General features: G+C 59.2%; 24 protein-coding genes and 3 pseudogenes. 5 read left to right on the forward strand and 22 right to left on the reverse strand.

The annotated features are described in order from the left end of the window. Nucleotides 1-786 (reverse strand): annotated as a pseudogene (locus tag ISM_RS17215) (ISNCY family transposase); the annotation flags it as partial. 307 nt (nt 787-1,093) lie between these two features. On the opposite strand from ISM_RS17215, the pseudogene ISM_RS17220 reads away from it, so the two are divergent. Continuing rightward, nucleotides 1,094-2,800 (forward strand): annotated as a pseudogene (locus ISM_RS17220) (heavy metal translocating P-type ATPase); the annotation flags it as partial. A 23-nt stretch (nt 2,801-2,823) separates the two neighbouring features. Beyond that, nucleotides 2,824-3,336 carry an HAD-IC family P-type ATPase gene (locus ISM_RS18555; RefSeq protein WP_254655721.1) on the forward strand — a complete coding sequence of 171 codons (513 nt, stop codon included), beginning with the start codon at nt 2,824-2,826 and terminating at the stop codon, nt 3,334-3,336. A 243-nt stretch (nt 3,337-3,579) separates the two neighbouring features. Here ISM_RS18555 and ISM_RS17230 read toward each other — a convergent pair whose 3' ends face one another. The 21 genes and pseudogenes from ISM_RS17230 to ISM_RS17320 all read right to left on the reverse strand — a co-directional run bounded on the left by ISM_RS17230 (nt 3,580) and on the right by ISM_RS17320 (nt 18,927). Then, a complete protein-coding gene (locus ISM_RS17230; RefSeq protein ID WP_040618641.1) occupies nt 3,580-4,269 on the reverse strand; it encodes a copper-binding protein in 690 nt (229 codons plus the stop codon). A 47-nt stretch (nt 4,270-4,316) separates the two neighbouring features. Further along, a complete protein-coding gene (locus tag ISM_RS17235) occupies nt 4,317-5,675 on the reverse strand; it encodes a multicopper oxidase family protein (RefSeq protein WP_152334942.1) in 1,359 nt (452 codons plus the stop codon). A gap of 11 nt (nt 5,676-5,686) precedes the next feature. Further along, nucleotides 5,687-7,150 carry a TolC family protein gene (locus ISM_RS17240; RefSeq protein ID WP_040618642.1) on the reverse strand — a complete coding sequence of 488 codons (1,464 nt, stop codon included), beginning with the start codon at nt 7,148-7,150 and terminating at the stop codon, nt 5,687-5,689. Between the two features lie 294 nt (nt 7,151-7,444). Then, nucleotides 7,445-7,861 carry a hypothetical protein gene (locus ISM_RS18085; RefSeq protein ID WP_254655714.1) on the reverse strand — a complete coding sequence of 139 codons (417 nt, stop codon included), beginning with the start codon at nt 7,859-7,861 and terminating at the stop codon, nt 7,445-7,447. 204 nt (nt 7,862-8,065) lie between these two features. Beyond that, nucleotides 8,066-8,266, reverse strand: coding sequence for a heavy-metal-associated domain-containing protein (locus tag ISM_RS17245; RefSeq protein ID WP_009815466.1), 201 nt, complete (start codon nt 8,264-8,266; stop codon nt 8,066-8,068). A gap of 275 nt (nt 8,267-8,541) precedes the next feature. Further along, nucleotides 8,542-9,282, reverse strand: a complete 741-nt coding sequence (locus tag ISM_RS17250) for a cytochrome c biogenesis CcdA family protein (RefSeq protein WP_009503821.1) — start codon at nt 9,280-9,282, stop codon at nt 8,542-8,544. Next, nucleotides 9,279-9,770, reverse strand: a complete 492-nt coding sequence (locus ISM_RS17255; protein WP_009503822.1) for a hypothetical protein — start codon at nt 9,768-9,770, stop codon at nt 9,279-9,281. Before ISM_RS17255 ends, ISM_RS17250 begins: the two co-directional genes overlap by 4 nt. After that, entirely contained in the window at nt 9,767-10,462 is a 696-nt protein-coding gene (locus ISM_RS17260; protein WP_040618643.1) for an SCO family protein, read from the reverse strand. The genes ISM_RS17255 and ISM_RS17260 overlap by 4 nt, the downstream gene beginning before the upstream one ends. A 61-nt stretch (nt 10,463-10,523) precedes the next feature. Beyond that, complete coding sequence (locus ISM_RS17265; RefSeq protein WP_156783514.1) at nt 10,524-10,796, reverse strand: hypothetical protein; 273 nt, start codon at nt 10,794-10,796, stop codon at nt 10,524-10,526. Between the two features lie 40 nt (nt 10,797-10,836). Continuing rightward, nucleotides 10,837-11,118: a hypothetical protein gene (locus tag ISM_RS17270; protein ID WP_009815471.1), complete on the reverse strand. Its 282-nt coding sequence runs from the start codon at nt 11,116-11,118 to the stop codon at nt 10,837-10,839. An 81-nt stretch (nt 11,119-11,199) separates the two neighbouring features. Next, the gene (locus tag ISM_RS17275) at nt 11,200-11,712 is read right to left on the reverse strand and encodes a TlpA family protein disulfide reductase (protein WP_009815472.1); all 513 of its coding nucleotides are present in this window, start codon (nt 11,710-11,712) and stop codon (nt 11,200-11,202) included. After that, nucleotides 11,709-12,302, reverse strand: coding sequence for a DsbE family thiol:disulfide interchange protein (locus ISM_RS17280; protein ID WP_009815473.1), 594 nt, complete (start codon nt 12,300-12,302; stop codon nt 11,709-11,711). The genes ISM_RS17275 and ISM_RS17280 overlap by 4 nt, the downstream gene beginning before the upstream one ends. Continuing rightward, nucleotides 12,299-12,676, reverse strand: coding sequence for a c-type cytochrome (locus tag ISM_RS17285; protein ID WP_237267629.1), 378 nt, complete (start codon nt 12,674-12,676; stop codon nt 12,299-12,301). The genes ISM_RS17280 and ISM_RS17285 overlap by 4 nt, the downstream gene beginning before the upstream one ends. Before the next feature lie 202 nt (nt 12,677-12,878). Then, complete coding sequence (locus tag ISM_RS18620) at nt 12,879-13,013, reverse strand: hypothetical protein (RefSeq protein ID WP_009503829.1); 135 nt, start codon at nt 13,011-13,013, stop codon at nt 12,879-12,881. A 66-nt stretch (nt 13,014-13,079) separates the two neighbouring features. Continuing rightward, a complete protein-coding gene (locus ISM_RS17290) occupies nt 13,080-13,535 on the reverse strand; it encodes a DUF411 domain-containing protein (protein ID WP_040618661.1) in 456 nt (151 codons plus the stop codon). 38 nt (nt 13,536-13,573) lie between these two features. After that, on the reverse strand, nt 13,574-14,926 hold the full coding sequence (locus tag ISM_RS17295; protein ID WP_254655715.1) for a multicopper oxidase family protein: 1,353 nt from the start codon (nt 14,924-14,926) through the stop codon (nt 13,574-13,576). Between the two features lie 752 nt (nt 14,927-15,678). After that, a pseudogene (locus tag ISM_RS18635) lies at nt 15,679-16,108 on the reverse strand (SpoIIAA family protein). Then, complete coding sequence (locus tag ISM_RS17305; protein ID WP_040618645.1) at nt 16,011-16,976, reverse strand: cation diffusion facilitator family transporter; 966 nt, start codon at nt 16,974-16,976, stop codon at nt 16,011-16,013. Before ISM_RS17305 ends, ISM_RS18635 begins: the two are co-directional and overlap by 98 nt. Continuing rightward, nucleotides 16,966-17,721, reverse strand: a complete 756-nt coding sequence (locus ISM_RS17310) for a transglutaminase-like domain-containing protein (RefSeq protein ID WP_009815479.1) — start codon at nt 17,719-17,721, stop codon at nt 16,966-16,968. The genes ISM_RS17305 and ISM_RS17310 overlap by 11 nt, the downstream gene beginning before the upstream one ends. A 95-nt stretch (nt 17,722-17,816) precedes the next feature. Further along, nucleotides 17,817-18,395, reverse strand: coding sequence for a cation efflux transmembrane domain-containing protein (locus ISM_RS17315; RefSeq protein WP_009815480.1), 579 nt, complete (start codon nt 18,393-18,395; stop codon nt 17,817-17,819). A gap of 103 nt (nt 18,396-18,498) precedes the next feature. Then, on the reverse strand, nt 18,499-18,927 hold the full coding sequence (locus ISM_RS17320; protein ID WP_009815481.1) for a MerR family transcriptional regulator: 429 nt from the start codon (nt 18,925-18,927) through the stop codon (nt 18,499-18,501). 207 nt (nt 18,928-19,134) lie between these two features. Here ISM_RS17320 and ISM_RS17325 point away from each other — a divergent pair, with 207 nt between their 5' ends. From ISM_RS17325 to ISM_RS17335, 3 genes are read left to right on the forward strand one after another with little or no spacing between them, the layout of a single operon-like run. Then, nucleotides 19,135-19,701: an SCO family protein gene (locus ISM_RS17325; protein WP_040618646.1), complete on the forward strand. Its 567-nt coding sequence runs from the start codon at nt 19,135-19,137 to the stop codon at nt 19,699-19,701. Between the two features lie 5 nt (nt 19,702-19,706). Next, nucleotides 19,707-20,129, forward strand: a complete 423-nt coding sequence (locus tag ISM_RS17330; RefSeq protein WP_009815483.1) for a disulfide bond formation protein B — start codon at nt 19,707-19,709, stop codon at nt 20,127-20,129. Further along, nucleotides 20,126-20,785, forward strand: coding sequence for a DsbA family protein (locus ISM_RS17335; RefSeq protein ID WP_009815484.1), 660 nt, complete (start codon nt 20,126-20,128; stop codon nt 20,783-20,785). Before ISM_RS17330 ends, ISM_RS17335 begins: the two co-directional genes overlap by 4 nt. Nucleotides 20,786-20,807 lie beyond the last annotated feature (22 nt).

The following is a 20,807-nucleotide window of genomic DNA, read 5'->3' on the forward strand; positions in this document are numbered from 1 at the left end:
TTGACAAGCCGGTCCTGAAGCGTGCGGTTGCGCGTTCACGCGACCTTCGCCTGCTTGAGTTGGCGCACAAAATCTCGATATTCAGCTCACTCAAAGCGCGCCCGAACTGAGTGATCCGCGCGCCGCCCTTGGCGTCTTCTTGGCCACGCGAAACACCGAGTGCTTGTCACTGTAAAATGCAACCGGCCGCCCATGGGTATGCAGGTAGCTCTCAAGCGCTTCGAAGTAGCTGAAGGTGCTCTCGGATTTGACAAACCGCAGTTCCATCAACGTGCTGGTGGCATCGTCGATGAACACGAGCAGGGTGCAGGGACCGCCCCGATCCTCGAACCAGCGGTGATCGGAGCCGTCGATCTGGATCAGCTCGCCATAGCATTCCCGGCGCAGACGCGGCTGGTGGAACGTCCGGCGCTGTTTGCGCGACAGCCAGATGCCGTCTTCAATCATCCATTTGCGCAGCGTCTCACGGGACACCTTGAACCCGTGATGTTCCGCCAGCTTTTCCGCGGCCAGCGTCGGCCCGAAATCCACATAGTTTTCTTTTATCAACGCCAAGGCATAGTCGCGCTTCGCTTTGTGGATCCGGTTGTTCGGAGGCTTGCCGCGCGCCTTGTGACGGATCGCGGATGCGCCGTCCTGGCGGTATCGCTTCAGCAGCCGGAATACCTGCCGCCGTGTCAGATCCAGCAGGTTCGCCGCATTCTCAACCGTCAGCCGGCCGTCATCGACCTGTGCCAAAACCTCCACGCGGTTCAACTCGCGCTCGCTCATCATCACCCATCCCATGCCCGATCTCTCTGCCTGTTCTCATTGCAGGCGAGAGTGACACTTCTGCTTTGCCGATGGGTGACATTACTGCTTTGCGGCTACAGGTTTTGGGCCGGTAAGATTTATTATGTAATATATTGGCAGTATCAATCAGCTTTCCTTCGCTAATCAGCAATCCAAGCTTGACCTTCCAGTTGCTGGAAGCCCCATCTTAGGAATTGGCATCATTTTGGAGGGCAAGAGCATGATACAGGTAACAGAACCGCACCCGCGAGAGCGGTCATCCGATCAGGCCAAGGATCCAGTTTGCGGCATGTCCGTCACTATGTCTCCGCAGGCCCGTCAGGCGGATTATGACGGTGAAACCTTCTACTTCTGCTCCGATAAGTGCCAGACCAGGTTCGAGGCCGATCCGATCTACTATGCCTCAGGTACGGCATCGGATCACAGCATGACCCCGAAAGCCGGAACTCAGTACACCTGCCCAATGCACCCCGAGATAGTTCGTGACGAGCCCGGCGCCTGTCCGATCTGCGGCATGGCGCTTGAACCGATGGTGCCGTCGGATGAACCCAGCGAAGAACTGACCGACTTTACCCGCCGGATGTGGATCAGTGCCGCCGCAGCCGTTCCTCTGGTTATCCTGACTATGGGAGAGCTGGTCGGTTTGCCGGTCCGGGACTTGATCGGACATCGGCTGGCGACATACATCGAGTTCCTGCTGGCGACGCCTATCGTGTTGTGGGCAGCGAAGCCGTTTTTCGTGCGGGGATGGGCGTCGATCGTGAACCGCTCGCCCAACATGTGGACGCTGATCGCGATTGGTGTCGGCGCGGCCTACATCTATTCGCTGGTCGCCACATTCCTTCCGGGCGTGTTTCCGGAGGCTTACCGGATGGGCGCGGGAGTCGGCACCTATTTTGAAGCCGCCGTCGTTATCATCACTCTGATTTTCGTCGGACAGGTTTTGGAATTGCGGGCGCGGGAACGGACCGGCGATGCCATCCGGGCACTGCTCGATCTGGCCCCGAAAACGGCGCGGCGCATCCTGCCCGACGGCACGGAATATGACGCGCCGCTGGAAAACATTGTGGAGGGCGACCGGTTGCGGGTGCGCCCCGGCGACGCGGTCCCCGTCGATGCCAAGGTCGTCGACGGCACGTCATCAATCGACGAGAGCATGATCACTGGCGAGCCGTTGCCGGTCGAAAAAGGTCCGGGCGATACGGTCACCGGCGGCACAATCAATAAGAACGGCTCCCTTGTCATAGAAGCCGCTCGTGTAGGTGCCGACACGATGCTGAGCCAGATCGTCGAGATGGTCGCGAACGCGCGGCGATCCCGCGCACCGATCCAGGGGCTTGCGGACAAGGTTTCTTCCTATTTCGTGCCGACCGTTGTCGTGGTCGCCATCCTTTCCTTCGCCGCTTGGCTAGGCTTCGGGCCCGAACCTGCGCTCGTCTTTGCCATCGCCTCGGCGGTGTCAGTGCTGATCATCGCCTGCCCCTGTGCATTGGGCCTTGCGACGCCGATCTCGATCACGACGGCTGCAGGGCGCGGTGCACAGGCGGGTGTCCTGATCAAGGATGCCGAAGCGCTGGAACGCATGGCCAAGGTCGATACGCTGATCGTCGATAAGACCGGCACCCTGACCGAAGGCAAGCCGAAGCTGACCGATGTGAACGCTCTGGGCGACGAGACCGAAGAAACCATTCTGAGCCTCGCGGCTGCCTTGGAAAAAGGCTCTGAGCACCCGCTGGCAGAGGCCATCGTCGAAGGCGCGAAAGAGAGAGGTATCAAAGTCGGCAATGCCGAGAACTTCGAAGCCGTGACCGGCAAGGGTGTGAGCGGAACCGTCTCGGGCCACGCCGTCGCGCTTGGTAACACCGCGATGATGCGCGACATGTCCCTCGACACCTCCGCAGCAGAGGAGGCGGCAGACGTTCTGCGCAGCGAAGGCAAGACGGCCATGTTCGTGGCCATAGAAGGAAAACTGTCCGGCATCGTCGCCGTCGCCGACCCGATCAAGGAACGACGGCCGAGGTCATCAAGGAACTGCACGAGGCGGCTGCGGATAATCATGGCTACGGGGATAACGAACGCACTGCAAGGGCCGTGGCGCAGCTCCTCGGCATCGACGAGGTCCGGGCTGGAGTTCTGCCGGAAGACAAGAAGGCGCTGGTGGACGAGCTGCACGCGAATGGCAAAAAGGTCGCCATGGCCGGCGATGGTGTCAACGATGCACCGGCTCTGGCCGCAGCGGACGTCGGCCTGGCCATGGGCACGGGTGCGGACGTGGCGGTTGAAAGCGCGGGCATCACTCTCTTGAGCGGCGATCTGAACGGTATCGTCAAGGCACGGACGCTGGCCGTGGCGACGATCGGTAACATACGCCAGAACCTGTTCTGGGCCTTTGCCTACAACACGCTCGGTGTGCCCTTAGCTGCGGGCGTGCTCTACCCGGTATTCGGGCTGTTGATGTCGCCCATGTTCGCCGCCGCCGCAATGAGCCTCTCGTCGGTCTCGGTCATCGCGAACGCGCTCAGACTACGGCGATTGAGGCTTTAGACGATCCGCGTATTGAACGTGAAGCTGGACGATACTTCTATTTCAGCAAAACATGTATTGCTGCATGAGGTTGCTGACCTTTGCCACTGGAAGCGTTCACTGAGAAAGCCGGAAAGACGAGCGCAAGGGCGCATGTGCAGGTTATCAGGAAATTCATAATGCTCGGCTACCTCCGTAGCGCTTGATTTAATTGCCTCAAAGCGTTGGGGCCGGGCATGTACGCCTCGGCCCCAAGGTCAGTCTTCACTTCATCTGCGTGACAGTAAGCTTGCCCTTGACCCGGTCGGCAACAAACTCGATGTCCTGACCTTCTGCCATCTTGGCCATTATCGCTTCGTCCGCGCGGAATACCATCGTCATCGCGGGCATATCGAGGTTGACCAGAGGGCCGTGGATGATTGTGACCTTGCCGGCCTTGGCGTCGATCTTCTTTATGGTCCCGCTCGTGTATTCCACGTCAGCCTGAGCCATCTGGTCCCCCACCGAGACCGCACGGTGCATGCCGGATTCGTAGTGACCCGGGATTAGGCACGCGGCTTCGAACGTACCAGCATTCGCGAACGTCCAGACGACCTCGCCCGTGGCACCCGGATCAAGACGGATACGGTTCGGGTCGTCGTGTTCCATGTCCATCTTGGCCATTTCGATCTTGTGCTCGGCGTTATTTTCCAGCGTGTCGAGAACAAACTCGTGTTCCAGCTCACCCTTGTTCGTGATGTTGAAGCGTATGGTTTCACCCTGCTTGATGGTCATCTCCTCACTCTCGATCAGCATTTCGCCTTCGTCGTTTTCAAGCAGGGTTACATCAATCGTCCGGTCGACTTTTGCCGTATGGCCGGGCATACCGATGGCCATTTTGGCATGACCAACGTCAGCGAAAGCCCCCGTTGAAGCGAAAAGGACGAGAGAGGTGCTCAGAAGAAGTTTTTTCATTTGGTTTTCCTGTAGGTTTGGTTTGGTTGGAGTCGACGAAGGGCCGTTCAGCCCTTCGAGTTTGGTTTTGGTGTGAGAATGGTCTTGGGACTGTTGTTCGAGGCAAACTCGGGCAATTCGCCAGTCCATTCGTAGGCCATCTCGCCCGGAGGATTTTCGTACCAGCCGGGATCGGAGTAATCGTCCGCGTCGATGCCGTCCCGCACCTTTACGACCGAAAACATGCCGCCCATCTCGATGGGGCCGTAGGGCCCCCAACCCGTCATCATCGGGATCGTGTTGTCAGGCAGCGGCATTTCCATTTTCGCCATGTCCCCCATGCCGGACATGCCCATGGGCATGTATTCCGGCTGGAACTGACGGATCTTCTGGGTCAGCGGCTTCTTGTTGACCCCGATGAACGTCGGCACATCGTGACCCATGGCATTCATCGTGTGGTGCGACTTGTGGCAGTGAATCGCCCAGTCACCCAGATGGTCTGCGACGAACTCATAGGCGCGCATCCCGCCCACGGGGATGTCGATGCTGACCTCCGGCCATTGCGCTTCTGACGGCACCCAGCCACCATCCGTGCAGGTGACCTTGAAGTCATAGCCGTGCATGTGGATCGGGTGGTTTGTCATCGTGAGGTTGCCGACGCGTACTCGCACCTTGTCGCCCTTGTTCACGACCAGCGGATCGATGTCGGGGAAGATCCGACTGTTCCACGTCCACAGGTTGAAGTCCGTCATCGTCATGATGCGCGGCACATATGTGCCGGGATCGATGTCAAAGGCATTCAGCATGATCAGAAAATCGCGATCCACCGGCATGAACGTGGGATCCTTGGGGTGGACCACGAACATGCCCATCATCCCCATCGCCATCTGCGCCATTTCGTCGCCATGGGGGTGATACATGAAGGTTCCTGATTTCACCAAGTCGAACTCGTAGATGAACGTTTTGCCTGGCGGGATGCTGGGATGACTCAACCCGGAGACCCCATCCATGCCCGAAGGCAGGATGAGCCCGTGCCAGTGCACTGTCGTGCCTTCCGGCAGCTTGTTGGTGACGTAGATGCGGACCCGGTCGCCTTCGACTGCTTCGATCGTTGGGCCGGTGGACTGGCCGTTGTAACCCCACAAATGCGCGATCATGCCGTCGGCAAGTTCGCGCTCTACCGGTTCGGCGACGAGGTGAAATTCCTTGACCCCGTTGTTCATCCGGTGCGGCAGGGTCCACCCGTTCAGCGTGACCACAGGTGTGTAGTCCGGCCCCGACGACGGACGCGCCGTAATCGCCGTTGCCGCACTGTCCATCTGCGCGGCTTCGGGTAGGCCCATGTTCAGGGTTTGACCCCAGGCTTTTGAAGAGACCAGCGTTGCGCCTGCCGCGCCGGCTCCGAGTAATTGACGTCTGTTCAACATGTCAGTTCCTTTCAGTGTCCTGCACCGCCACCGGCGGCAAGCGTTGCGCCTTCTCCACCAGCACCACCGCCGCCTTCGCCGCCGCCATAGATCGCGGCGGTCAGATCGGCCTGTGCCATGTAGAATTCGCGTTTTGCATTTGCCGCTTCCAGGGATGCGCCAAGTTTCTCGCGCACGTCAGTCAGCAGCTCGAAAGTGTTGGTGATCATGCCGTTGTAAGACAGCAAACCCTCTTCTTCGACGGTCGTGCGTAGCGGCACCAGAACGTCGCGGTAGTGGCGCGCGATTTTATATGCGGCATGATAGGAAGTCTCAGCACCGCGCGCTTCGGACCGGACGTTCACGGCCTTCTCTGCGAGCACGTTGGCCGCTTGTAGATAAGACAATTCCGCCTTGCGCATCCGGGCCTTGCCGGTGTCATAGATCGGGATCGCGAACTCCACTTCCACCTGAGGGGTGGTCACGGTTTCCGTTTCTCCGTCCTCAATTTCCCGCTCCGCCTCGAACCCGGCAATGAACTCAAGATCGCTGACAATGCGGGTCTGATCGGTCAGCCCAAACGCCTTGGCCTGCGCTTCCAGGCCAAGTTTGGCAACACGCAGATCCACCCGGTTTCGGAGCGCCTTGGCCTCGATGTCGGTCACACGGCCGACAGAACGCGGCAGTGCAGGAAGGGCATCTGGCACATAGTAATCGACTTCGGTGCCCCAGAGACCCATCAACCTGGTCAAAGCCTCCTTGGACCGAGTGGCGTTCAATCGTGCCTGTGCAAGTTGCCCCGCCAGTTCGGCATTGAATGCCTGTTCGCGGGCCTGCCCAGCTTTGTTGAGTGCGCCGGTCTCGCCCAACCTCATCGCCAGTTCAGAGCCGGCGTCAGAGGTCGCTTTCGCGCGCCGCAGATAGCTCACTGCCTCGAAGGCGGCGACTGCATCGACCCATGCCTTTCGCGTCTGATTGGCCAGCGCAAGTGTGTCGTTCACGGCATTGAGCTGAGCCTGCCGGAAGCTTGCATCAGCAATGGCCATGCGCTGTTTGCGCGTGGTGGCATCGAGGACGTTCGACCGGATCAGCCCTTCGATCGCTCTGTAGGCACCGAGCTCAGGCGCACCGATTCCCAAAACACCAATTGATACGATCGGGTTTTCCGGCGTCGATTGCTGCCAGGCCTCAGCGGCCGACAGGCCAACATTGGCGTAAGACGCTTGCAGACCTTTATTGTTCAGGAGCGCGACCTGAACGGCGGTGTCCGCCGAAATGGTCTTGCGATGCACCATCGCATGCACCTGCTTTTTCAAAGCCTCGTTTTCGGCCTGGGTTTCGGCGAAGACCGTCCGTTTGCCGATGGCCGGTGTGACTTGGCTGGAAATGTTAGCGAAGCCGGCTTTCGGTTCCGTGTAGATGCCCGGTACAGCGGTTGCGCAGGCACCCAAAATTAGCGGAAAGCCGAATAGCAGAGGAAATTTCGATAGCCGCATCAGTTGCCCTCCGTCTGCTCTTGATTGACGGAACGCCAATCACGGGGACCCGTCGGACCACGATAGGTGTAGCCAGCCAATGGATCTTGATAGCTGATCGGAGACGAAACGGTCGCGTTGACGACAGCCTGTTGTGTCGCAACGGAGGGCAAAGGGGTAGGCTCATAGGCGCATGCGCCAAGCCCGAGGGCCGAAGCCCCCATAAGTAGATGAATTTTCATGAAGGTAACCTGATTGATGAACGATGTCTCACGCAGAGTCTGCGCAAGGCTCACACCCGGATTGGGCGCCGTTTCAGATCAGGAATCGAGGGGGCCGCAGAAACCCTGATGTTTCGACGGAATGCGTCTGACCGCTCAGGATCATATATTCTTTCGCAGCAATAGGATCCGGGAATACCAAGTCTGTGTCTGGAATGACGACAGAAATGCATATTCCGTTACAACACTGAGTTGATTGATGCTCTGTTTCACCAATGTCGGAGGATATGTCATCCACGTCAACTGTCGCCGGGTGTTTCATGTGGTCGGCGTGGATATCAGTTCCCTGACCAACTGTCGGTTCGCTGAGAAGGGCGCTGATCGATCCAGAATGCTGACCATCATGCATTCCCGAGGCCGCGTGTGCCGCAGAAGGTGGAGACAGAACCAATGCCAACGCAAAAGCGAAGCAAGTGAGGAATTTCACCCATACCGAAGTGGCGACACGCATTCTCATGAACGGAAACTTGGACGTTTTGACAAATTAGTCAACGCTTACAGCGCGGGAAGGTTTGGCACATTCTAGCGAGGCAGGCGAATTCTCGCTGCGAGCGCTCAAAACTGTTGCGCAATAGATACATAGCAACGTTCACCAGTCAGACAGAAGACGCGAAAATGGTAGTGAGTACTTCAGTAATGACTGGAAGTGCCGGGACTAACTCAGTCTTTGCGATCCGTAGCCCGCATCGTGAATCGCTGCCTTCAGAGCGCTTTCATCCAATGCGCTATCTACCTCGACGGAACGCGCAGTCAGGTCACAGGTGACGGTCGCGTGTGGGTCTATCGTCACAATGGCCTTCTCTATCGACGCGGTGCAATGTCCGCAGTTCATGTCCGGCACGCTGAACCTGATCATCACGATCTCCTTCTTACTGCTGCCATCTAGGCCGTCCCCCTATGGGAAGGTCAATGCCCGAAAAAATTCCTCGATGCATCTGTTGACCTTCCAGCTAATGGAACCCTTATCTCTCGGAGGACCAGGATCAGGAGTCACCCATGTCGGATTCGCATACCCTTCGACTTTCCCTGCAGAACATGTCCTGCGCCTCTTGCGTCGGGCGGGTGGACAAGGCTTTGGCGGCGATAATCCCTACACTGCAGCCATCACACCTAGAGCTGGTTCGAGATTCGTCACCCGATCGTCGCGAGAAAGGGAAACGTCCCCAGCAGCCAATAGGCAAACCGTGACAATTGCCCGGTCATGATGGCAACTCCCATGATGATCATGGCAACACCCGCGCCCTTGTAGAGCCAGCGACCGGCTTTGCCGATCTGCCTTACCCGCGCGGCGATGGCGTCGGTGAAGAGCGCGGCCAGCAGGAAAGGCACCCCCAGTCCAGCGGAATAGATCGACAGCAGCCAGATGCCGTCCGACATGCCGCCGGAGGTCGAACTGAGCGTCAGGATTGCGCCGAGGATCGGACCGATGCAAGGTGTCCAGCCAAAGGCGAAGGCCAGTCCCAGCACGTAGGCCCCAAACGGGCGACCGCCGGGAATGTCGAGATTGAAACGGGTATCGCGCGAGAACGCATTGAGACGAAAGACACCCAGCATGACCAGTCCGAACAGAATGATGATCGCGCCGCCGAGATAGTTCAGCTCGGTGCGCCATGTCAGCAGCAGGGATCCGAGCGCGCTGGCCCCGGCCCCGAGGGCGACGAAGACCGTCGAAAAGCCCAGGACAAAGCAGGCACTCAACCCGAGCGCCCCGGCGCGCGCCCGCAAGCCGACCGACCGCGTCGTGCGCAAATCTGGTTGCCCTGCGATGTACGAGACGTAGCCAGGCACCAGTGGCAGGACACAGGGCGACAGGAACGAAATGGCACCCGCCAGGAAGGCCGCGAAGATGCCGATGCCGGAAATATCCATCATACATCACGATCGTTGTTGAAAGGCCGCCAGACCCACCAGAACGCGACCAGCGGTATCACGATCCATTGCAACACAGGTGACAGGCCCGCATCGAGGATCGGAATGATCGGCATCAGGTCCGAATAGGCCCAGGCCGCGCGGATCACGATGTTGAGCCATTCGCTGAACAGCGTGTATCCGAGCCCGAACACCACCGTCAGGACGGTCACAGACCGCCGCGTCGAGGCGACCAGGGGCCAGCCCCGGCCCGACAGCATGAGGGCAAGCATCAGCGCGCTCATGGCGATCAGGATATCGCCACCCGTGCAATGGACGGCTGCGAAGACAATCTCACCCCAAGTGCCCTCGTTCCAGATCGTGTAGAGCGGCATATGCGCGAACTCCCAGATCAAGTTGGCCGGGATGATCACCGCAAAATACCGACGCAGAGCTGTCAGGGAAACTCCGTCTGTCGAGGACAGCCTGACGCCAGTCGCGACGACACTCATTGAAACACACCTGTCAGCCGGTCCCACCAGCTGGGCTCCCGGCGTCGATGCTGGGCGTTGTTGATCAACTCGCTGACATAGAGGATCAGGTTCACGTTCTTGAAGTCCATGCCATGGAATTTTGCAGCGAACCGCCCGCCGATGTCCACGACATGGGTGACCGCTCCGTGCATCATCATGTCGCTGTCGGCGGTCATCGTGAACTCCAGCCCATATTCCCGCGCCAGAAGGCGCGTCGCGTCATTGGCCTGATCGGATCGTTTGGTCAGAATGACCCAGTTGCTCGGATCGAGCCCATGCCGGTCCGCGTAATCGCGCAGCACGTCCGGCGTGTCATTCACCGGATCGGTGGTGATCGAGATGAACTGCACAAGATCCTTCATCGGACCGTCGTTGATCGAGGCCTGAATCGCCGCGATCTTGTCCGTATGGAGCGGGCAGATATCCGGGCAGTCGGCGTAGATGAAATGAAGGATGACGACCTTGTCGCTGAAATCCGACAGGCGCACAGGATTCCCCTCGGAATCCTGCAACTCGAAACCCGGAGCCTGCGCTGCATCGATAGCCTGGAAGTATGGCTCCATCTCGAACATGCGCGCATCCAGGTTTTGCCCCGGATGATTGGCGAAGGCCGGCGAGGAGATCGTGGCCGCGATGGTCGCCAAGGCGGCGCGCCGTGTCAGTGCTGTCAATTCTTATATCCTTACAATAAATGCCTGCCGATCCGTGGACCAACAGGCATCATTAGCAACTCTAGCCGTCCGATTTTTCCGACGGCATCATGCCACCGTCCATTTTCTCGGTCATGGACGCCATCATCTCGGTGCAGGCTTCCATCATGGGCTTCATTTCGGCCATCATCTTCATCATGCCCGCCATGTCGCCGTCCATCATGCCGCTTTGCATGGCATCATCATTCTGCATCATTTCGCCCGTTTCCAGGGTGGTCTGTTCCTGGGCGCTGGCGGCAAATGCACTTGCGGTAAGGGCCATCGCAACGACGAAAGTTGTAAGTGTTTTTCTCATGGTTTTCTCCTTGGGTTGATCGTGTGGTTATCGAAAGAACTCAGTCGGGAGACGCCCCGTCCGGCGATTTGGAGCAGCCCTTTCCAGACCCGCCCTTCATGCACAGACCCAGGCCGCACATCGCGGCACAGGGGGCCAGCGAGACCAGAACGGGCGCGAGCCCGATCGCGGTGAGCCATCCCCAGTTCAGGGCCATGCCGCCCCCCATCACGGTTGCCGCACCGACGAACAGCAATCGTCTGCGCGTCAGCCACCGGGGCCAGTTGCCTGCGCTTTCAATGTCGGTGGCACCCGCAATGCTGGAAGGTGATATGTCGGTCATCCGAAAAATCCTTTCGATGTTAGTGAGATAGTCATTCCAGTAACTGGAAGGTCAAGGGTGAGGGAACGTCTTCTGGGGAACTCATTCGATAAATCCGCGCAGAAAGGACACCATTTCGGGGTCGTCCCACTCGGCTGGTCCGACCAGTCGCCCGAGCTCCCGCCCCTGCGCGTCGATCAGGATTGTCGTCGGCAGGCCAACGGTGCGCAGCGCGGTCATCGAGAGCATGGTCTGATCGACATACATATTGAGGTTGGTAACACCGATTTCGTCGTAGAAGCGCCGAACCACTTGTGATCCGGCCCGGTCGATGGAAAGGGCGACCACTTCGAAGTCGTCGCCGCCAAGTTCCGCCTGAAGCGCATCCAGCGTCGGCATCTCTTCGCGGCAGGGGACGCACCAGGTTGCCCAGACATTCACGAGGATCACCTTGCCGCGAAAATCTTCCATGTCTCCCCGGTTGCCGTCTTCTTTCTCGTAGCGCACATTGGCGACAGGCTGCGGGGTGTCATGCAGTGCAAACCCCTGCGGCCCGGCAAACGCCGCGCCGACGGACAGTGCCCAGGCGATTAGCACCGGTTTCAGAATTTTCATGGCGTTGTCTCCTTGGCGGATTGGGTTTTGAGGTCACGGACGATCGGCAGCAGCGTATCCTGCAGGATCGCTCGCGTGATCGGACCGACATGGCGGTAGGCGATGGTGCCATCGGCGATGACGTAGGTTTCGGGCACGCCATAGACGCCCCATTCGATACCGGCGCGTCCGTTGATGTCGGCCCCGATGCGCGCGTAGGGATCACCCAACTCGTCGAGCCAGGCGCGCGCCTGATCGGGCGGGTCCTTGTAGTTGATTCCGTAGAGCGGCACCTCACCGGTTGCACTCAACTCCATGAACAACGGGTGTTCGGCACGGCAGGGCACACACCACGAGGCGAAGACGTTCACCAGTGACACGTGTCCGATCAGGTCCTGCGTCGAAAGACCTTCTTCTCGGCCGAGCACCGGGGGCAGCGCGAAGTCGGGCACGGGTTTGCCGAGAAGTGCCGACGGCAAGTCGTCGCCACCCCTGAAAAGCCCCCAACCGAACAGGACCATGAGGGCAAAAGCTATCAGCGGAACCAGCACGAACCCGGAGATACTGCGTCGCGACACAGGGTCGGCATTTCCCTCGACCTCTTCCGTCATGGCTGCGCCTGCTCATCGGCAAGGGATCGGCTTTCCTGCGACGCGCGGATCCGGTTGGGCCATGTGCTCTTGATGTAGTCAATGATCGCCGTGATCTCATCGTCTGTCAGCACATCCTCATATCCGGGCATGTCGCTTTCGTACCCGTTCCCGACAATCGCCGCCGGTCCGCGTTTCACGATGTCGAGCAATACGCGGTCGGGGTGATGCCAGGTATGGCCGGAGGCGTCGTGCGGCGGGGCAGGCAACCTGCCGTTCGGCAATCGTGTGCGCCAATCTGATTGCCCCTCCAGGTTTGCCCCATGGCAACTGGCACAATTCTCTTGATAAAGGCGCTCGCCCATGAGCACGTCGCTCTGCGCCGCTACGGGCAAAACCGTCGTGGCGAGCAGGACAGCCGAGAGCCTAATCGTGTTTTTCACTAAGTTTCCGCCTTCTTGTTACGAGCCACCTACAGAGGACGATTAGTGCCGCGAGCGACGACAGGACGAGCAGGACGCAAAGCGCCCAGACCAACCCCATCGACAACAGGCTATCGCCGCTGCTGGCACCCTCAATCCGCATTCTGGCACATTTCTATTTTCCGCTGTCCGAGCGGATGTATTTGACCAAGGCGATCGCCGCGAGCACCAGCACACCCACGATCAGCAACCAGACGAGGCCCATCGCAATCATCATGCCGCCGCCCATCATTCCACCGTCCATCATCATGCATTCCATCCTTTGTTTTCCCTTGAAACCGGTCTGGCACGGGTTCGCACCAGACCGCGCGATTGATCATTCGACCGAATATACGGTCGGGCTCACACCTTCCTCGACGGTGTAAATCTTGAAGGGCTCCTGTTTCGCGCCGCCCATACCCGGCGACCCCAATGGCATGCCGGGAAGAGTCACGCCGGCAATTTCCGGGCGCTCTTCCAGCAGCCTGTTGACGACATCAATCGGCACGTGGCCGCTGATGACGTAATCGTCCAAAAAGCCTGTATGGCAGCCTTGGAAGTCATCCGGGATGCCCGCATCGCGGCTGATCTGCGCCAGATCGTGGGTCGGCTTCACCTCCACCGTGAAACCGTTCTCGCGCAGATAATCCGCGTAGCTTTCGCAGCATCCGCATTGCGGGTTCTTGTAGAGCGTGGCCTCCTGCGCTGAGGCTGGGGCTGCATGCAGGCTCATCGCAAGGACGGCGGCGACTCCAGCTGTGCCGAGGCTGGCAAATCCAAGTATCTTTTCCATCGGTTCGTTCCTTTTCGTGGTCATTGGTTTGTGAGATTTCAGGTTTTGGTCGTGCCGGGATCGACGCGGATGACGCCCATCATGCCCGCCGCCTGGTGTTCCAGGATGTGGCAGTGGAACATCCAGTCGCCGGGGTTGTCCGCCACGAAGGCGATCTCGACCCGTTCTTCGGGTGCCATCAGGACGGTGTCCTGCCACTCCCGATATTGTGTCGGTTGCCCGTTGCGCGCGATCACACGGAACGAATGCCCATGAAAATGGATCGGATGGTGCCAAGCGGTGCGATTATCCATCTCGAACACGTGCGACGTGCCCTGCGGCAGGACGAGCAAGGGATCCATCATATGCCCCGTCGCGGCTTCGCCGTTGATGAACCACATGTTGCCCTCGCGCATCTGATCCATCATCGACCCCATGTCGCCACCCATCATCATCTGCCCCATCATTCCGCCATTGAAGACGATCTGGTGCCGCGCGGCCGACGCCATGTCCGGTTCGGCCAGCGGGTTGGGCGGCAGGTCCATCGACCAATCCGGCACACTGTCCCGCAGCCTGTCAGGCCCGTAGACGAGATCGACCAGACGGTATTCGAGGCCTTCGTAAAAGACATCGGTGACCGTGACGGCCTCTCCGGGTTTGCCGGTCATTTCGATTGCCAGATCGACACGCATCGCCGGGCCGATCACCACGACCCCGCCGTCAGGGGCATGGGGCGTCACGGGTTGACCGTCCAGCGCGACCACGACTGGTTCAAAATCTCCAAAATCCAGCCCGAATATCCGCGCGTTCGCCGCGTTGATTAGCCGCAAGCGGATGCGCTCACCGGATTGCACCGAGATCCGTTCGGGGATCTCACCGTCGATGGTCACGGAATTGCCAATACGACCGCCGTGCATCGCGTCATGGCGGTTGCCGAAGTCATCCGACAACTGCCCCGCCCGCGTCATGCGCCAGTCGTCCAGCATCCAGGTCAGGTCACGATCCACGCGGATCGGGTCCACCTCCTCGACGATCAGCGGCCCGTAGAGTCCACGTCCGACCTGTTCCGAACTGCGCTGGTGCGGGTGATACCAGAACGTGCCCGCATCCAGTGCATCGAATTCGTACAGGAAATTGCCATTAACCGGGATCGGGTCCTGCGTGAGGAACGGCACTCCGTCCATCGCATTGGGCGTGCGGATGCCATGCCAGTGGATTGTGGTCCCTTCATCTAACCCATTCTGAGCCAAAACCAGCAATCGGTCGCCCTGCCGGACCCTGATTTCAGGACCGGGGACGGACCCGTTATAGCTCCAGACATTAGTCGGGCCGTATGGTGACGGGCGCAGGGCGGCCTGTCCGGATGCCGCGCGTAGGACGAATGGGTCCCCAGTTGGATCGGCCATCGCCATTCGTGCAGGTGACAGAGCGGATAGGGCTGTGAATGCGGCACCTGTGCGAAGCACGCGCCTTCGTGAAGTCGGTCTGTGGAGAATCATCGCAACTGCCTTGATCTGAAAGGGTCGCACTCAGCCAGCTTCGGCCAAGGCAACAATCAGGCCTCGCAGCAGGCGAGGCCGGTTTCAGGTTCAGACAGGCAGTTTGGGAGGGAATGGATCAAGCGACGGATTCGTGCCGAGTGAGATCAGAGGTTCGGCACCCAGGACGGCAGTACCAAAAGGCCTCGTGAGCCGCGCTGACGGCATATTGACAAGGAGGCCAGAAGTACCGCTGGAGCCGCAAGGAACAGGACACCCACCTTCACAGGCAGTGCCCTCAGCAAATCCGGTGGGATAGCACCCGCCGCAACGGCCATCCGCGCTCTCGGAGGGGTCCATCTGCGCCATAGCCGTGACCGACATCCTGGCCGACGACACATCCGGCGCAGTCACTGCACCGAAGGTCAGCATGAGAATCAAAACAAGGCGAAAAACGCGGAACATAAACAGTTTTTACAACCTTCCAGTAAGGGGAGGTCAAGCGATATTCTGTAACTTGGACGTGATGTCCCTGTAGCCTCACGATCTTGAGGCGGATGTCATTTCACTCGAATCGCACATCGGCGCACAGTACCCGGTTAAAGTCGCTACGTAGTAGGTCCGGATTCGCCAGAAGCATTATTCCATATCCAATTCAGTTAGTCCTTTTCTTGCAGAATCGTTGGCTACCCGTCACGCGCCCACGCAAGTGCGGACTCGGTATCGCTGGATTCGAACCACTGCATCTCGGAGCCCGTCAGTAGGTTGACCACCCGTGCGCCCCATTCCATCCATCTGCGTTCTCCGACAACCGCTATGCGACAGAAATCGTTCACGTGTAGTGTCGATCTTCAGAACTTCCAGGATCGCCGAAGGCTCTTCGTAGCCCTCGAAACTTGTAAGGTCGAGAACCAGACCCGGATTATCGGTTGTTCCAAGACGTTCATGAAGCAGCGCGTGCATTTTCTTGAAGTCTGCCTCTGTCAACTTGCCTTCGCAGACGAGCCCGATGACATCATCATGCTCGGTCAGCGTTTCCTTGAACATTGGTCTTCTCCTTTTCACTTGCGTTGCCGTGGCCGTAGAGATCGGCGTTCTGATGAGCGCGATCCTCATGCTCAAATTCGAGACTGGAATGGCTGATGCCGAACTCTTCCTTCAGCCGCTTCTTGATCGCGCTCTTGATCTCTTCGATCTTCGACCAGCCCTCGGTTGCCACGACGACATGGCAGTCGAGCGCAGCCTCGTGCTCTTGCATTTGCCAGAGATGGACGTGGTGGACGTCGGCGACGCCTTCGACTTTCCGCATCGCTTCGACGACGGCCTCGTTGTCGATGTCCGGCGGGCTCCCGAGCATCAGGGTTCGGATTGGGCCGCCTATTTCGGTGAAGGACAGATACAGGATGTAGAGCGCGATGCCGATGGTGATGGCCGGATCAACCCAACGCATTTCATAGAGTATAATGAGCGTCCCGCCGACTATCACGGCCACTGAAGCCAACGCATCCGAAAGGTTGTGGAGAAAAAGCGCACGGATGTTCACGCTCCCCTTCTGCATCGAGTAGGTCAGCATTGCGGTCAGCGTGTCGACCACAAGCGCGATTCCACCGAGAATGACGACGGTCCACCCCATGACTTCGGGTGGATCAATCATGCGCATGCCACCTTCGTAGATCAGATAGAAGCCGATCACGATGAGGGTGGTGTAGTTGATCAGGGCTGCGACGATTTCGACCCGGCCATAGCCGAAGGTCATGCGCTCATCGGCCGGGCGGCGCGCGATCTTGCGTGCGGCGAAGGCAATGACAAGCGAGGCCATATCGGAAAAGTTGTGCAGCGCATCGGCGATCAGTGCCAGACTGCCCGAGAATATGCCCCCGACGACTTGCGCAACGGTAAGTAGCCCGTTTGCCCAGATGGCGATGGCAACCCGCCGGTCCCCAGAATTCGGATCGATATGCGCGTGCCCGTGGTCATGTGGCATTGGCAGGCTCCGCGTGCGCGTGTGTCGCGCGTCGGTCAGTCTTCAGGCGGCCGCTGCGGAAACCACGTACGCGCGCATTCATCCAGTGGCGTATTATATGACGGTAAAGGGCGCCACGCAGCCATCCAAAGGATTGCTCATGGGACAAATAGAAGGCGTCCGGCGTATCGTACACGCCAAAATCTTGCACAATGCCGGTTTTCTGAATGTAGGTATCTTCTCCGTTCCAGGCGACGGGAGGCGCGCCAAGGCAATCCGTGCCCGCGCCATAACCGCAGAGACTTTCTGTGTTCGAGAATGACGTTTGCAGGACATCGAGGAAAGCGTCATCCAGGATGAAGCCTTCAAGGTTGATCCAGGCACCTTGAAATTCGATCTCGACCCATGAGTGGAGAATTTCCTGCGGAGCAAGCGGATACACCAGCTCAGGGACAACACCGCGCTGCAAGCCTTTGTGGATCGTGAAGCCATGCAACCGGCAACGAATGCCAACACCACGCAGCAGCGCCATCAAGAGCGTCCCTTTGGTATTGCACTGCCCATAGCCGTCGGAAAGCACATCCGAGGCGGGGATGTCGTCGGCTCGATTGTATCCGAACGCGATTTCATTCCGAACGAAATCATAGGCAGCTCCGGTCCGATCGTATTCGGATAAGCCGCGCCAGCCGCGGGTCTCAATTAGATGCGCAAGAGGCGCGGCCTCAAAATCCAGTAGTTTGGTGGGTGCAAGTAAAGGGTCGGTCATCTGCAACGGAGTCGCTCCTCGAATCGTCTTGGAACAAACCTAATTGCTATAGTCACTATAGCTTCAACCCTTACTTTAGAAAGAATCTCCCGCAACTATTTGCCCGTGTGAACCGCTTTGTGGTGTTCGCCGTGGGCGTCGCGTAGAATATCGATACCGCCCCAGGCCGCGATCCCGGCGACAATCACGCCGACGACGAGGTCCGGCCAGTTGGTTCCCAGCCAGGCGACGAGGCCGCCAGCCAAGACGATTCCGAGGTTCGCGGCGAAATCGTTGTAACTGAAGGTGTTGGCCGCGCGGATGTTGACGTCCGGATTTTTGAGTTTAGCGAGCAGCCAGACGCAGACTGCGTTGATCGCCGCCGCAAACAGGGCCATGGCGATCATGATCGTCCCGAGCGGATCTGACCCGCCGATGTAGCGGCGCCATGCATCGTAGAGGATACCAGCGGCGAACAGGATCAGCAGCCCGCCGGAAACGTTCGCCGCCCCGCGTTTCCATTTGTCGGATCGGGACAAAGCGAAAAGGCTGATCGCGTAGACGAAGCTGTCGGAGAGGTTATCGAGCCCGTTGGCGATCAGGGCACTTGAGTCGCCGAAGGCGCCTGTTGCGAAAAAGGCCACGGCCAAACCGATATTGAGCGCCAGAACGATCCAAAGCGTCCGTCTCTCCATTGAATTTTGTCTAGCAGCCATTTTGTGGTTCCAGCCTGTGTTGTACGACACATTAACTTCTGCGGCTGATCTGCGTTCCAGCCGGAATGTTGGCTGAATTCCTTCAGGCCCCGATTTCCTCGTGCTCGGTCAGGCATTCCGAATGGTCCCGCAACACCTCAAGCACCTTGCAGTCTCCCGTCCGCCCGCCGCTGCATTCGTGAACCATGCGTTTCAGTTCGGTGCGCAGCGCCTTCAGGCGCGCCATGCGCTGGTCCACCTGTTTGAGCTGGCGACGCGCGATGGCATCGGCCTCGTGGCAGGACCGGTTGGGATGGTCGCTGAGGTCGAGCAGCTCGCGGATCGCATCGAGCGAGAAACCGAGTTGTCGCGAGTGGCGGATGAAGGACAGTCGATCGAGCTGTGCATTGTCGTAGCGCCTCTGTCCGCCTTCGGTTCTGCCAGGTTCGGGCATGAGTCCGATCTGTTCGTAGTACCGGATGGTCTGCACTTTTGTGCCAGTCTTCTTTGACAGAGTACCGATCGTGAGCATTTTAGCCTCCATGAAAAAGATACAGTCTGTGTAGGTTTTGCCGTCGGAATAAACAAGTGTCGGATTCACAGACGCGTGAGTTCAAGCTATACCATGATTTCGCGCTTGAACCTCTAGCTGCTAGAGGATGTATCCGCACATGCAATAAGAATCAAAAGCAGGCGAACAGGATTGTCCCTTACATCAGCACAGAAGTTTCTTTGGGTTTTGGCAGGCGTGGCAGCGCTTGCCTTCGTATGGCTTTTGCTCTGGTCCGATTATCGTGCCGATAGCGCCCGAACTGACGCCGAGCCGCCTTTTTTCGCTGAGTTCGAACTGACGGACCACCAGGGTATGGTTCAAACCGAGGAGGGCTTTGCAGGGCGCTGGATGCTGGTTTTTTTCGGCTTTACCAACTGCCCCGACGTCTGCCCGACGACACTGTCTGAGGTCGCGGCAGTGATGGACGGTCTGGGCGACGATGCCGCCAAGGTCCAGCCGATTTTCATCACCATCGATCCCGAACGGGACACGCCCGCCGCACTCGCCGAATACGTCCCGCTGTTCGATGCGGGCATCATCGGGCTGACGGGCACGCCGGAACAGATCGCCGCCACGTCCGAGACGTTTCCAATCTTCTTTGAGCGCGTCGAAGAGGCCGCAGCGCCGGATGGTTACACGATGGGCCACACGTCGCATTTGTTCCTCTTCGATCCCGACGCGGGCTTCGCCGACTCCTGGCCCTACGGCACCTCCGCCGAAGAGATCCTCGCCGATCTGGAAGAGAGGATCTGACCGACATGAACCGCATATCCGGAGAAACAGCCCTCGGGCTGGCGTGGATCATCGCGCTCGTCGCCTCACTTGCCGTGCTTTTCATCGGCGAGGTGCTGGGGCAGACGCCCTGTGTGCTGTGCTGGTTCCAGCGCGCCTTCATGTTCCCCTTGGCCATTGTCCTCGGGCTCGGCCTTTGGTGGCGGGACGGCCGTGTGGGGCGCTACGGCATCGCATTGGCGCTTGGCGGCGGCGCAGTCGCCCTCTGGCACATGGGGCTGTACGTCGGTCTTGTTCCCGAACGCATCCAGCCCTGCACGGCCACCGGCCCCTCTTGCACCGATGACAACCAACTGGTCTTCGGCATCCCGATCCCGCTGATGGCGCTCGCCGCCTTCGCGCTGATCGGAGCGCTGTCGGCCCTTTCATTGAAGGACACACGAACATGAACCGACGCGGCCTGATCCTGTCCGTTCTCGCCCTCGGCGTCGCCGGTTTCGGCGGAGCGACCTGGTTTGCAACCCGCCCCGGCCCGTTGGCCGAAGCCGAGCCCGTTGCGCCGGAACTCGCGGACGCGATGATCCGCCCCTACTCGCCCATCCTCGGGCCTGCGGAAGCGCCCGTCACGATCGTCGAATTCTTCGATCCGGCCTGCGAGGCCTGTCGCGCCTTTCATCCCATCGTGAAGGACATCATGGCCGAGCATGGGGATGCTGTCCGCGTCGTGATCCGCTACACGCCCTTCCACGGCGCGGCATCCGAGGAAGCGATCCGCGTGCTCGAGACGGCGCGTATGCAGGACGTTTACGTGCCGGTGCTCGAGGCCGTTCTGCGGGAACAGCCGAGATGGGCGGCGCACGGTGCCCCGGAGCCCGGCCTAATCCTTCAGATCGCCGCCACGGCCGGGCTCGATGCAGACGCCGCGCGCACGCAAATGCTGGCACCGGATGTCGTAGCAATTCTGAACCAGGATCGTGCCGACGTCGAGACCGTGGGAATTCGCCAGACGCCCACATTCTTCGTGAACGGCACGCCGCTCGATCCATTCGGAGAGGCAGAATTGCGTCGCCTAGTGGCCGCCGAAGTCGCTGCAGTGCAAAGCTGAATGGAAAGGGCAGGATCAGAAC

The organism is Roseovarius nubinhibens ISM (genome assembly GCF_000152625.1).
GTDB classification, from domain to species: Bacteria; Pseudomonadota; Alphaproteobacteria; order Rhodobacterales; family Rhodobacteraceae; genus Roseovarius; species Roseovarius nubinhibens.

Coding starts and splice junctions, on each gene's coding strand:
- ISM_RS17230 (WP_040618641.1), bottom strand. CDS start 4,269: ATGAAAAAACTTCTTCTGAGCACCTCTCTCGTCCTTTTCGCTTCAACG.
- ISM_RS17235 (WP_152334942.1), bottom strand. CDS start 5,675: ATGTTGAACAGACGTCAATTACTCGGAGCCGGCGCGGCAGGCGCAACG.
- ISM_RS17240 (WP_040618642.1), bottom strand. CDS start 7,150: ATGCGGCTATCGAAATTTCCTCTGCTATTCGGCTTTCCGCTAATTTTG.
- ISM_RS18085 (WP_254655714.1), bottom strand. CDS start 7,861: ATGCGTGTCGCCACTTCGGTATGGGTGAAATTCCTCACTTGCTTCGCT.
- ISM_RS17245 (WP_009815466.1), bottom strand. CDS start 8,266: ATGATCAGGTTCAGCGTGCCGGACATGAACTGCGGACATTGCACCGCG.
- ISM_RS17250 (WP_009503821.1), bottom strand. CDS start 9,282: ATGATGGATATTTCCGGCATCGGCATCTTCGCGGCCTTCCTGGCGGGT.
- ISM_RS17255 (WP_009503822.1), bottom strand. CDS start 9,770: ATGAGTGTCGTCGCGACTGGCGTCAGGCTGTCCTCGACAGACGGAGTT.
- ISM_RS17265 (WP_156783514.1), bottom strand. CDS start 10,796: ATGAGAAAAACACTTACAACTTTCGTCGTTGCGATGGCCCTTACCGCA.
- ISM_RS17270 (WP_009815471.1), bottom strand. CDS start 11,118: ATGACCGACATATCACCTTCCAGCATTGCGGGTGCCACCGACATTGAA.
- ISM_RS17275 (WP_009815472.1), bottom strand. CDS start 11,712: ATGAAAATTCTGAAACCGGTGCTAATCGCCTGGGCACTGTCCGTCGGC.
- ISM_RS17280 (WP_009815473.1), bottom strand. CDS start 12,302: ATGACGGAAGAGGTCGAGGGAAATGCCGACCCTGTGTCGCGACGCAGT.
- ISM_RS18620 (WP_009503829.1), bottom strand. CDS start 13,013: ATGATGATGGACGGTGGAATGATGGGCGGCGGCATGATGATTGCGATG.
- ISM_RS17290 (WP_040618661.1), bottom strand. CDS start 13,535: ATGGAAAAGATACTTGGATTTGCCAGCCTCGGCACAGCTGGAGTCGCC.
- ISM_RS17295 (WP_254655715.1), bottom strand. CDS start 14,926: ATGGCGATGGCCGATCCAACTGGGGACCCATTCGTCCTACGCGCGGCA.
- ISM_RS17305 (WP_040618645.1), bottom strand. CDS start 16,976: ATGCCACATGACCACGGGCACGCGCATATCGATCCGAATTCTGGGGAC.
- ISM_RS17310 (WP_009815479.1), bottom strand. CDS start 17,721: ATGACCGACCCTTTACTTGCACCCACCAAACTACTGGATTTTGAGGCC.
- ISM_RS17315 (WP_009815480.1), bottom strand. CDS start 18,395: ATGGAGAGACGGACGCTTTGGATCGTTCTGGCGCTCAATATCGGTTTG.
- ISM_RS17320 (WP_009815481.1), bottom strand. CDS start 18,927: ATGCTCACGATCGGTACTCTGTCAAAGAAGACTGGCACAAAAGTGCAG.
- ISM_RS17330 (WP_009815483.1), top strand. CDS start 19,707: ATGAACCGCATATCCGGAGAAACAGCCCTCGGGCTGGCGTGGATCATC.
- ISM_RS17335 (WP_009815484.1), top strand. CDS start 20,126: ATGAACCGACGCGGCCTGATCCTGTCCGTTCTCGCCCTCGGCGTCGCC.